Consider the following 11,417-nt stretch of genomic DNA (forward strand, 5'->3'; position numbering starts at 1 on the left):
GGCGGGAGGCCGGATATGCAGAAGGGTAGGCCCTGGGCGGGCGATCATGGGACCGCGTACATGTGTGGGTTTCCGGTGATCCCGCGACGGTTTTTCACAGTGGCCGGGATCACCTCCGGGGCGGGGGGTCGCGTGGGACGATCGGAGCATCAAGGCCGTGACGAGGGAGCGGGTGTGGGCGGTTCACCGGTACTGGTCCCGTACGCGGCCTATTTGCGGGTCTACGAGCCCCTGGCGGCCTTTCCAGAGCCCGAACGCACCCACTGGTACCGGTATGCGTCGGCCGGGCTGACGCGTACCGCTCAGGACGAGCTACGGCAGTCCCTGGCCGACCTCCTGCCGGTGCCCCCGGTGGCCGTCCCGGTGCACGAGAGCGGCGACGCCTTCGTGGCCGTGGTCTCCGGTGTCACCCACATCTGCCCCTGGCGCACCCGGCTGCGCGGCTGGCTCGCCCTGGAGAACGTGGGGGAGCTGCTGCCCGAGCCGGTGCTGGACGCGATGCTGCCGCCGGTCGTACGCCGGCAGGCCGCCGCCGACCACGAGAGCTGGCGGGAGCGGAATCCGGACGCCCGGCCGTGGATCCGCTCGGCCACCTGGCACGTGCCGGTGCGCTGGTTCGCCCTCGTCGGGGACGACGAGCGGGAGTACGAGCCGTCGGGCGCGGGGGAGTCGAAGGAGCCGCTGCTGCGGTACCGCACGCCCATGGTCCAGGCCAGGCGGCGGGTCGCGCGGGCGCTGCGGGTGCTCAAGGACGCCCTGGACGAGGGCCCGTTGATCGACGGGCTGATCGATGTGGGGCGCTGGCTCGAGGAGTTCCACCCCCGCTCGCTGGTCGAGCTGGACTACGGCGGCCTGGTGCACGTGATGGGCCAGGACACGCTCGCGGAGGACCGCTCGGCGGCCGATGTGGCCGAGGGGCTCGCCGCGCTGCGGGCCGGGGACTCGGCGGCGGCCGGGGTGGCGTACGAGCGGCTGACCGACCGGTGGCGGGCGGTCAGGGAGCTTCAGTTCTCCAGTTGAGGGCAGGCGGGACGTGACGCGGGTCACGGTCGGGACTCCGGCGGGGAATGTGCGCCGAAGCTCTGGCCCTGGCATCGACTCCGCGTTCGACGCATGGGCCGATGTGACCTTCGGCGCAGGGTTCGCGGGTCCTCTGTTGTCTCGTTGTGTCTCTTCCGCCTCTCAGCTTGCCTTTTGGCATCGAGAGCGGCGGTAATGGCCCAAGCGTGACGGAGAGCACGTATGCGGACTCTTGCCTGCATCACCATGTCTCGTGTCAAAATGGGACATCGGGTCCTCCTCGGACTCGTTTCGAAGGTGGGGATGGGGCAGATGATCAGGTTGTGACTGATCGTCACGTTGGTGTGACTGTCCGCTATGGCATGGTCCATCGGCTTCCGCCGAGCTTGAACACCTGAGAGGGCAATTCCATCGGTTTGGCCGACGAGGCTGGACGGATGGTGTAGTTGTAGTGCCGAGGACAAGCCGTTCGTCCTATTACCGACTCGGCCCGCGTCTGCCATTTCGGGCAACGTGGGTCAAGGTGCAGAATTTAGAGGAAAGAACCGCGTTGGTTCGGTTCTCTCGAGGAGGCCGCTCATGACCGCTCGCACCCCTGATGCCGAGCCGTTGCTAACCCCTGCTGAGGTCGCCACCATGTTCCGCGTCGACCCGAAGACGGTCACGCGCTGGGCAAAGGCTGGCAAGCTCACATCCATCCGCACGCTCGGCGGGCACCGCCGCTACCGCGAGGCGGAGGTCCGCGCGCTGTTGGCGGGCATTCCGCAGCAGCGCAGCGAGGCCTGACAGCCCTTTTGGGCGGCTAACGGGGCCCCCACCCCATACGTCGCCCGGCCCGAAGGCCACCTGCCCCCATCAGGGACGCCGGAGGGAGCTACGAGCTCTACCAGCTCCACCCAGCTTCACCAAGACCGCATCGGACTCCGCCGGGTCCGATGCGGTCTTTTTCGTGCCCGCGGCGGCCCGGGGCGGCGCCGGGGCGGCGCGGGGTCATGTGGGGCCGCGCGGGCGGTTTGTGGGCGTTCCGTGCGCGCCGGGGGCGTGGTCTGTGGGGTCCTGGGGGCGGTTGCGTGCTAGCGCCGGAGTCGTCCCCAGGGAGGTGCAATTGCACATATTAAATCGAGAGCCTTCCGGAGGGCGTCGAGTTCCCCACTCCCGAAACGGGTTTCCGTGACTCCCGTCACACGCCGGGCTCTTGTGGATCTTGATCCCCGTGCGCTAATGAACTCCCCGCGGTGCGGGGGGAGTAGGCCGAGAGCGCTCTCCGCGCCGACGCCGGTGCCCCGCCCACGGCGGTACGAGGAGGCCGTAGCGGGCGCGGCTTCGGGGGACAGCGAAAGGGCCCGCACCTTGAGGAGGCACGGGCCTTGCGACGTACTGTGGTGCGGTCTGCGGGGACAGCGAAAAGACCCGCACCTGAGGAGGTGCGGGTCTAGTGGCAGACGGTACGGCGGTCCTGACGGGATTTGAACCCGCGGCCTCCACCTTGACAGGGTGGCGAGCACTCCAAACTGCTCCACAGGACCTGGTGTCACAGCCTGTTGGGCTCGGCTGCGAGACAGACTGTACAGCAGGTCAGGGGGTGGGGTCGAACTCGTTGCCGGGGGGCGGCCGGGCGGTGCGGGGCGGTCAGGCCCAGGCGTCGTCGAGGGCCTTGAAGACGCGTTTGTCGGAGACCGGGAACGCCGTGCCCAGCGCGTGCGCGAAGTAGCTGACGCGCAGCTCCTCGATCATCCAGCGGATGTCCCGCACCGCGGCCGGCACCGGCCGCCCGGCCGGCTGGGCGGCCAGCAGCTCGCCGTACTCGGCCTGGATCTCCCGGACCTTCTCCATCCGCGTGGTGTCCCGCTGGACCCCCGTCGGCATCTGCTGGAGGCGGCGGTCGACCCCGACCAGATACCGCATCAGGTCGGGCAGCCGCTTGAGCCCCGCCTCGGTCACGAAACCGGCGTGCACCAGGCCCGCGAGCTGCTCCCGTACGTCCTGGAGGTTGGCGACCAGCGCGAGGCTCGTGGTGTCCTTCAGGCGCCGCTCACAGGACTGCCAGGCGGCCAGCACCTGCTGGACCCGCTGGACGCTGCGCGAGGTCAGCTCGACCAGATCGGCGCGGACCGCGTCGTACAGCTTGCGGAAGGACTCCTCGTCCCACGCGGGCCCGCCGTGGTCGGCGATCAGCCGGTCGGCGGCGGCGGTCGCGCAGTCCTCGAAGAGCGCCTGCACGCTGCCGTGCGGATTGCGCGAGAGCGCCAGCTTCTGCTGGTTGGACAGCTTGTCCGCGGCGAACTTCGCCGGATTCACCGGCACGTTGAGCAGGATCAGCCGCCGTGTGCCCCGCCACATCGCCGCTGCCTGCTCCGGCTCGGTGTCGAAGAGCCGTACGGCCACGGTGGCGCCCTCGTCGACGAGCGCCGGGAACGCCTTGACGGGCTGGCCCGCGCGCCGCGCCTCGAAGGTGCGCGGCAGCGCGCCGATCGTCCAGTCGGTGAGCCCGGTGCGCTGCTGGACCGAGGCCAGCGCGGGGTCGGAGGCCGACTCGAAGGCCCTGGTGATCGCCTCCCGCGTCTTCGGCTTCAGCCGCAGCCGCAGCGCGTCCAGGTCCTTGTCCTCGGCGAGCTTGCGGCGCCGCTCGTCCACCACCCGGAAGGTGATCTTCAGATGCTCGGGCACCTTGCCGAGGTCGAAGTCCTCCCCGGTGACCGGCACCCCGACCATCTTCTGCAACTCCCGCGCCAGCACGGACGGCAGGGGGTCGGGCCCGGCGACCGCGCGCTCCAGGAACTTCTTGGCGTAGTTCGGCGCGGGGACGTAATGCCGGCGGATCGCCTTGGGCAGCGAGCGGATCAGCTCGGTGACGACCTCCTCGCGCAGGCCCGGGATCTGCCAGTCGAAGCCGTCGGCCGAGACCTGGTTGAGGACCTGGAGCGGAATGTGGACGGTGACGCCGTCGGCGTCGGCGCCCGGTTCGAACTGGTACGTGACGCGGAATTTGAGCGCGCCCTGCCGCCAGGAGTCCGGGTAGTCGTCCTTGGTGACGGCCTCCGCGTTCTCGTTGATCAGCATGGAGTGCTCGAAGTTCAGCAACTCCGGCTCTTCGCGCCGCTTCTGCTTCCACCAGGAGTCGAAGTGGGCGCCGGAGACGACGTCCTCCGGCAGCCGCGCGTCGTAGAAGTCGAAGAGCGTCTCGTCGTCCACGAGGATGTCGCGGCGCCGGGCGCGGTGCTCCAACTCCTCGACCTCGCCGAGGAGTTTGCGGTTGTCGTGGAAGAACTGGTGGTGGGTGCGCCAGTCGCCCTCGACCAGCGCGTTGCGGATGAACAGCTCGCGGGAGACCTCGGGGTCGATCCGGCCGTAGGTGACCTTGCGCTGGGCGACCAGCGGGACGCCGTAGAGGGTGACGCGCTCGTACGCCATCACGGCCGCCTGGTCCTTCTCCCAGTGCGGCTCGCTGTAGGTGCGCTTGACCAGGTGCTGGGCCAGCGGCTCCACCCACTCCGGCTCGATCCGCGCGTTGACCCGCGCCCACAGCCGGGAGGTCTCCACCAGCTCGGCCGACATGATCCAGCGCGGCGGCTTCTTGAACAGCGCCGAGCCGGGGAAGACGGCGAATTTCGCGCTGCGGGCGCCCAAGTACTCGTTCTTGTCGGTGTCCTTGAGCCCCAGGTGCGACAACAACCCCGCCAGCAACGACTGGTGGACCCGTACCGGGTCGGCCGCGTCGTCCTCGGACCTGGGCTCGGTGACCGTGATGCCCAGGGACTTGGCGACCGTACGGAGCTGGCTGTAGATGTCCTGCCACTCGCGGATGCGCAGGTAGTTCAGGAACTCCGAGCGGCACATGCGGCGGAAGGCCGACGAGGACAGGTCCTTCTGCCGGTCGCGGACATAGCCCCACAGGCTGAGGAAGGACAGGAAGTCGCTGGTCTCGTCGCGGAAGCGGGCGTGCTGCTGGTCGGCCTGCGTCTGCTTGTCCGCGGGGCGTTCGCGCGGGTCCTGGATGGACAGCGCCGCCGCGATCACCATGACCTCGCGCGCGCACCCGTTGCGGTCGGCCTCCAGCACCATACGGGCGAGCCGCGGGTCCACCGGGAGCTGCGAGAGCTTGCGGCCCAGCGGGGTCAGCCGCTTGCGCGGGTCCTTCTCCTTGGGGTCCAACGCGCCCAGCTCTTCGAGGAGTTGGACACCGTCCTTGATGTTCCGGCTGTCCGGCGGGTCGATGAAGGGGAAGCGCGCGATGTCGCCGAGCCCGGCCGCTGTCATCTGGAGGATGACCGAGGCCAGGTTGGTGCGCAGGATCTCGGCGTCGGTGAACTCCGGCCGGGACAGGAAGTCGTCCTCGTCGTACAGCCGGATGCAGACGCCGTCCGACGTACGGCCGCAGCGGCCCTTGCGCTGGTTGGCGCTGGCCTGGCTGATCCGCTCGATCGGCAGCCGCTGCACCTTGGTGCGGTGGCTGTAGCGGGAGATCCGGGCGGTGCCGGGGTCGATCACGTACCGGATGCCGGGGACGGTCAGCGACGTCTCGGCGACGTTCGTGGCCAGCACGACGCGGCGCCCGCTGTGCTGCTGGAACACGCGGTGCTGCTCGGCCGACGACAGCCGCGCGTACAGCGGCAGCACCTCGGTCGAGCGGAGGTTCTTCTTGGTCAGGGCGTCCGCGGTGTCGCGGATCTCGCGCTCGCCGGAGAGGAAGACCAGGATGTCGCCCGGCCCCTCGGCCTGGAGTTCGTCGACCGCGTCGCAGATCGCGGTGATCTGGTCGCGGTCGTCGGCCCCCTCGTCACCGTCCGCGCCCTCGTCCAGCGGCCGGTAGCGGACCTCCACCGGATACGTCCGGCCGCTGACCTCGACCACCGGCGCGTCCCCGAAGTGCCGGGAGAAGCGCTGCGGGTCGATCGTCGCCGAGGTGATGATCACCTTCAGGTCCGGGCGGCGCGGCAGGAGTTGGGCCAGGTAGCCGAGGATGAAGTCGATGTTGAGGCTGCGCTCGTGCGCCTCGTCGATGATGATCGTGTCGTACGCGCGCAGCTCGCGGTCGGTCTGGATCTCGGCGAGCATGATGCCGTCGGTCATCAGCTTGACCAGCGTGGAGTCGCCGACCTGGTCGGTGAAGCGGACCTTCCAGCCGACCGCCTCCCCGAGCGGTGTCGCCAGCTCCTCCGCCACGCGCTCGGCGACGGTACGGGCCGCGATCCGGCGCGGCTGGGTGTGGCCGATCAGGCCGCGCACCCCGCGGCCCAGCTCCAGGCAGATCTTCGGGATCTGCGTCGTCTTGCCCGAGCCGGTCTCGCCCGCGACGATCACCACCTGGTGGTCGCGGATCGCCGCCAGGATGTCGTCCTTCTTCTGGCTGACCGGCAGCGCCTCGGGATAGCTGATCCTCGGCACGGCGGCGCGGCGGGCCGCCAGCCGCGCCTCGCCCTTGTCCATCTCGGCGGCGATCTCGGCCAGCACCGCGGCCCGCGCCTCCGGCTTGCGGATACGGCGGGCGCCGTCGAGTCGGCGGCCGAGCCGCTGCTCGTCGCGCAAAGTCAGCGACGGCAGCCGTTCGGCGAGATCAGCGGAGGTGGGTTGGGTAGACATACGCGGTCCAGGATCGCATCTGCGGCGGGCGCGCGGCGAACGCATTTCCCCGCGGCGGTACGCACGGTGACGGTGGGGCGCATGGCGCACGGGAACGACGTAGGCCCCGTCCGGAGACGGGGCCTACGTCGTGCGGTGGCTGGGGCCGGGGTCGAACCGGCGACCTACCGCTTTTCAGGCGGTCGCTCGTACCAACTGAGCTACCCAGCCGCAGCGGTCCTGACGGGATTTGAACCCGCGGCCTCCACCTTGACAGGGTGGCGAGCACTCCAAACTGCTCCACAGGACCAAGCTTGTGCGGGATAATTCTCGCACAGGATCTCGGGTGCTCCGTACCGCTTGTCCGCCGCTGATCCGGGACCAGAAAGTGACTGCAGGATCACGCTGGGACAGGGGCACGTCGCTGGATCAGCGTAGCAGACCCCCGAGGTGGTCCTTTTCGGTGAGCGGGCGCGGAGCCGGGTGCCGGTGAGCAGGCGAGGGCGAGGCCGTCAGACCGTCTCGTCGCGGAACACTGCGCGCACGATCCGGCCGATGCCGTCGCGGCCCGGGGCCACTTCCCACTCGTCGCACACCGCGTCCACCAGCAGCAGCCCGCGGCCGTTGACCTCATGGGTGCCGCTGTCGCGCATCACCGGGCCCTCGCCGACGTTTCCGTGGTCCTCGACCTCGATACGGACTCGTACGCCGTCCCGCCGGACGGAACAGATGACGGTCGGGCTCGTCGTATGACGCACGGCATTGGTGACGAGTTCACTCACCAACAGAGCGGCCGTATCGCAGGCGTCCAGCCCGCATCCGCGCGCGGTCAGATATGCGCGCGCACGGCGCCGGGCCTCGGAAACCGACGCACCGCATGCCAGCAGTTCGAAAGTACAGCCGTCGGCACGGGGGCGGGGCGTACGGGAAGCGGAGCCAATGCCGGGAGTAGTCAGGCGGGAACTCACGGTATCGGTGGTAGGTGAACCCACAGCGGAGATTCCTCTCCATCGCGTGTGCGTGAACGTGGTCACCTGGCCACTATGCGCCCCGACGCGCTCAGTGGGCAAGGTTAATCTTGATAATTTCACCGAGAAGGCAATCGAGGTGTGGATATCACTGAGGGGGTGGCACACTTCTCCCATGGACTCGGTGAGAGGAGCCGGGGCGTGACCGCTGCGCAGTCGTCGGGCGGCTCGACCGTTCGGCTGATGGTGCTCGGCAGACGATTGCGCGACCTGCGGGTCGCCGCCGGGAAGTCGTTCGAGGACGCCGCCGTCGTCCTCGACGTGGCTCCTCTGACGATCCGACGCATGGAGCTGGCCAAGGGCAAGTGGAAGCTCCCCTACGTCAAGACGCTGCTGGAGGAGTACGGCGTCCCGGGCGACGAGGCCAGGACCTTCCTCGCCCTCGTCCGCGAGGCCAACCAGCCCGGCTGGTGGCACCGTTACCGGGACGCCCTGCCCACCTGGTTCAGCGGTTACGTCAGCCTGGAGGAAGAGGCCAGCCTCATCCGGGCCTACGAACCCCACTACATCCCCGGCCTGCTCCAGACCGAGGAATACGCGCTGACCGTGCTGCGGGCCGGCCTCCACGACGCGGAGGAGAAGGCCGCCCAGGAGGTCGAGCGCCGGGTCGCCGTCCGCAAACAGCGGCAGCAACTGCTCACCTCCGCGAATCCGCCCGAATTGTGGGTGGTCATGGACGAGACCGTGTTCCGCCGTCCCATGGTGCCCGCCGAGATCATGCGGGCCCAGATCGACCGCCTCATCGAAGCGGCCGAACAGCCGAACATCAAGCTTCAGGTGATGCCTTTCGGCATCTGCGCGCACGAGGGCATGTACGGGTCGTTCCACATCTTCCGATTCCCGCACGAGGAGATCTCCGACATCGTCTATGTCGAGAATCTCGTCGGTGCGGTCTATCTCGACGAGTACGACGATGTCACGACGTTCCAGGAAGCCCTGGACCGTATGTGCGCCCACGCCCTGCCAGTACAACGCACCGGAGAATTCCTCGGTGCCATTCGCAAGGAGCTCTAGGCCAGTGAATCGCATACACAACGCTGTTCTCACGCTGGGAGCGGAAGGCTGGCACAAGCCGTGGAGCGGGAGCAACGGCGGCAGTTGCGTGGAGGTCCGCAGGCTTCCCGACGGCCGTTACGCGGTCCGCCAGTCCACTGATCCGGAAGGTCCCGCGCTGATCTTCACGCAGATCGAACTCGACGTCTTCTCCCAGGGCTGGGAGGCTGGACAGGCCAGCCTCCCGGTTTCCTGACGCTCATCACTTACTTAACGCAGGCGTACTCAGGAGGAACAGCGGATGCCCGACGACATGGCCTGGACGCGGCGGCCTGCGAACTACGAGCCGCCCGAGATCGACACGAGCGTCGCGCACTCGGCACGCGTGTACGACTACATTCTCGGCGGCAAGGACAACTACCCGCTGGACCGCGAGGCCGCCGAGCAGATGCTGAGCGGCTGGCCCAGTCTGCGGATATCGATGCGTGAGAACCGTAAATTCATGCACCGGGCCGTCCGCTTCATGGCCGAGCAGGGCATCGACCAGTTCCTTGACATCGGCACCGGCATTCCGACCTCGCCGAATCTCCACGAGGTCGCGCAGGGCGTCACCCCGAGCGCCCGCGTGGTCTACATGGACAACGACCCGATCGTGCTGGCCCACGCGGGCGCCCGGCTGACCAGCACGCCCGAGGGCCGTACCGCCTACATCCACGCGGACATGAAGGACCCGGCGGCGATCCTGGGCTCGGCCGAGCTGGCCGAGACCCTGGACCTGTCCCGGCCGGTCGCCCTGTCGATCATCGCCGTGCTCCAGTTCGTCACGGACGACCAGAAGGCGTACGACCTGGTCAAGCAGTACGTGGACATCCTGCCGTCCGGCAGCTACCTGGCGATCTCCACGGTCACCACCGACTCCAGCCCGAAGCCGATCGGGGGTGTCGTCGCCGAGTACACCAAGCGCGGCATGCCCGCCCGCAACCGGACCCACGCCGAGGTGCTGCCCTTCTTCGCGGGCCTCGACCTGGTCGAGCCCGGTGTCACCCTCGTCCACAACTGGCGCCCGGACCCGGCCGCCGAGGGCACGGTCGACGACTCGCAGGTCGCGATGTACGGGGGAGTGGCGTACAAGCCGTAACGGCTCGTACGTCCTCGGCTCGTACGTCCTCGGCTCGTACGTCCTTGGCTCGTACGTCCTCGGCCGGTGCAGGTTCCCGCGCCGATACCCTCCCGCGCCGATACGTTCCGCGCGGATGTGTCCCGCCCGGCCGCTCCCTGAGCGGCCGGGGGGACGGTGACGCCGACGGCCGCCGATGAGGCGCCGCGGCCCCAGCGGGACAAGGTTTCCCGCCACCCAAGACGGCGCTCCCGACGATAACCACAGGTCGGCGGGGCGCGCGGGCGTGGCCGGAAAATGCGCTCCATCCTCTTGACGTGACGCGTGGCAAGGTCCACAGTGCTCGTTAATGCGCATTACTAATGCGCATTAACGAAGGAGGAGCACAGGTGGACGAACCTAGGAAGCGATCCCGGCCGGGCCGGGCGCCCTCGCCGACCGGGCGCACGTCACGGCCGCGCCAGGCGGAGGTCGCGCGCCTCGCGGGCGTCTCGCAGGCCACGGTCTCGCTGGTGCTCGGCGGCAAGCGGGAGGGTGTCGCGATCTCGGAGGAGACCCGGCGCAAGGTGCTCGACGCCGCGCGCAGCCTCGGATACGTCCCCGACCCGGCCGCCCGCAGGCTGGCCGCCGCCCGCAACGACCTGCTGGGCGTCTTCAGCTTCACCGCGACCTTCCCCACCGACGTGCAGCACTCGTACTACCCGTTCCTGGTGGGCGTCGAGCAGGAGGCCGCCGCGCGCGGCTACGACCTGGTGCTCTTCACCGGCTCCAGTTCCGGCGGCGCGGGGGCCGCCGGACCCGAGGCGCTGAGCCGGGTCCGGCTGGCGGACGGCTGTCTCTTCCTCGGCCGTCACGCGCCCGCGCAGGAGCTGAGCCGCCTGGTCGGCGACGGCTTCCCCGTGGTCCACATCGGCCGCAGGGACGAGCTGGAGGGCCTGCCCTGGGTCGGCGCCGACTACGTCAACGCCACCCGTGAGGTCGTGGCCCGGCTCGCGGAGCTCGGCCACCGCCGGATCGTGCTCGTACGCGAGGACGACGAGGCGCCCGCGTCGACCGACCGTGAACACGGCTTCCTCAAGGGCCTGGAGGCGGCCGGGCTGCCCGGCGGCCCCGCGGCCGTCTTCCGCTCGGCGGCGCCCGAGCGCGAGCTGACGCCCGAGCGGCTGCGCGGCTGGCTCGCCGAGGGCGTCACCGCGTTCGTCGCCGAGGAGACCGACACCGGCAGCGCGTGGCGGGCCCTGCGCGGCGCCGCCCGCGCCGCCGGGATCGAGGCCCCGCGCGACGCCTCGCTCGCCCTGCTCGGCAGCCCGCCGCCCGACCTCGCGGGCGAGCCGGTGCCCACCGGATTCGACATCCCCCGGCCGGAGTTGGGCGCCGCGGCCGTCCGCATGCTGGCCGCCCTCGTGGCGGGCGAGGACATCGCGGCGGCCACCGAGCCGCTGGTGGCCTGCCCCTTCCGGCCGGGCGCCAGCGCGGGACCGCCTCCGGCGCGGCCCCGGGACCCACGCCCATGACCCCCCACCCGCCCTGCCCGCCGCCCGCGAGCCCACGCGCCGGGGAGCCGGTGCTCGGCGGCCCGCTCGCCGTGGGCCCTCGCGCCGGGGGGCCGGTGCTCGGCGGCCCGCTCGCCGTGGGCCCTCGCGCCGGGGGGCCGGTGCTCGGCGGCCCGCTCGCCGTGGGCCCTCGCGCCGGGGGGCCGG

The 11,417-nt window shown here is 70.1% G+C and carries 8 protein-coding genes and 3 tRNA genes; 6 read left to right on the top strand and 5 right to left on the bottom strand.

What is annotated here, in order from left to right; genetic code table 11:
* Positions 1–174: 174 nt before the first annotated feature.
* Positions 175–1,020 (top strand): hypothetical protein, encoded by an 846-nt coding sequence (locus ACIP4Z_RS33880; protein ID WP_355336167.1) that lies wholly within the window; start codon positions 175–177, stop codon positions 1,018–1,020.
* A gap of 579 nt (positions 1,021–1,599) precedes the next feature.
* On the top strand, positions 1,600–1,806 hold the full coding sequence (bldC, locus tag ACIP4Z_RS33885; RefSeq protein ID WP_003949541.1) for a developmental transcriptional regulator BldC: 207 nt from the start codon (positions 1,600–1,602) through the stop codon (positions 1,804–1,806).
* A 665-nt stretch (positions 1,807–2,471) separates the two neighbouring features.
* On the opposite strand, the gene ACIP4Z_RS33890 is transcribed toward bldC, so the two are convergent.
* The 5 genes from ACIP4Z_RS33890 to ACIP4Z_RS33910 all read right to left on the bottom strand — a co-directional run bounded on the left by ACIP4Z_RS33890 (position 2,472) and on the right by ACIP4Z_RS33910 (position 7,547).
* Positions 2,472–2,546 (bottom strand) — tRNA-Asp (locus ACIP4Z_RS33890).
* Positions 2,547–2,649: 103 nt separating this feature from the next.
* The gene (gene hrpA, locus ACIP4Z_RS33895) at positions 2,650–6,600 is read right to left on the bottom strand and encodes an ATP-dependent RNA helicase HrpA (RefSeq protein WP_401314300.1); all 3,951 of its coding nucleotides are present in this window, start codon (positions 6,598–6,600) and stop codon (positions 2,650–2,652) included.
* A 136-nt stretch (positions 6,601–6,736) separates the two neighbouring features.
* Positions 6,737–6,810: transfer RNA gene (locus ACIP4Z_RS33900), tRNA-Phe, on the bottom strand.
* Positions 6,811–6,814: 4 nt separating this feature from the next.
* Positions 6,815–6,889: transfer RNA gene (locus ACIP4Z_RS33905), tRNA-Asp, on the bottom strand.
* Between the two features lie 202 nt (positions 6,890–7,091).
* Positions 7,092–7,547, bottom strand: coding sequence for an ATP-binding protein (locus ACIP4Z_RS33910; protein ID WP_401314302.1), 456 nt, complete (start codon positions 7,545–7,547; stop codon positions 7,092–7,094).
* A 201-nt stretch (positions 7,548–7,748) separates the two neighbouring features.
* Between ACIP4Z_RS33910 and ACIP4Z_RS33915 the strand changes: the two genes are divergently transcribed.
* From ACIP4Z_RS33915 to ACIP4Z_RS33930, 4 genes are all read left to right on the top strand, one after another.
* Positions 7,749–8,621 carry a helix-turn-helix transcriptional regulator gene (locus ACIP4Z_RS33915; RefSeq protein WP_355336173.1) on the top strand — a complete coding sequence of 291 codons (873 nt, stop codon included), beginning with the start codon at positions 7,749–7,751 and terminating at the stop codon, positions 8,619–8,621.
* 4 nt (positions 8,622–8,625) lie between these two features.
* Entirely contained in the window at positions 8,626–8,856 is a 231-nt protein-coding gene (locus tag ACIP4Z_RS33920; RefSeq protein ID WP_355336175.1) for a DUF397 domain-containing protein, read from the top strand.
* Between the two features lie 45 nt (positions 8,857–8,901).
* Positions 8,902–9,738: an SAM-dependent methyltransferase gene (locus tag ACIP4Z_RS33925; protein ID WP_355336177.1), complete on the top strand. Its 837-nt coding sequence runs from the start codon at positions 8,902–8,904 to the stop codon at positions 9,736–9,738.
* 368 nt (positions 9,739–10,106) lie between these two features.
* Complete coding sequence (locus ACIP4Z_RS33930) at positions 10,107–11,231, top strand: substrate-binding domain-containing protein (protein WP_391159396.1); 1,125 nt, start codon at positions 10,107–10,109, stop codon at positions 11,229–11,231.
* Positions 11,232–11,417 lie beyond the last annotated feature (186 nt).

This window comes from Streptomyces sp. NPDC088910 (genome assembly GCF_044749865.1).
GTDB lineage: Bacteria > Actinomycetota > Actinomycetes > Streptomycetales > Streptomycetaceae > Actinacidiphila.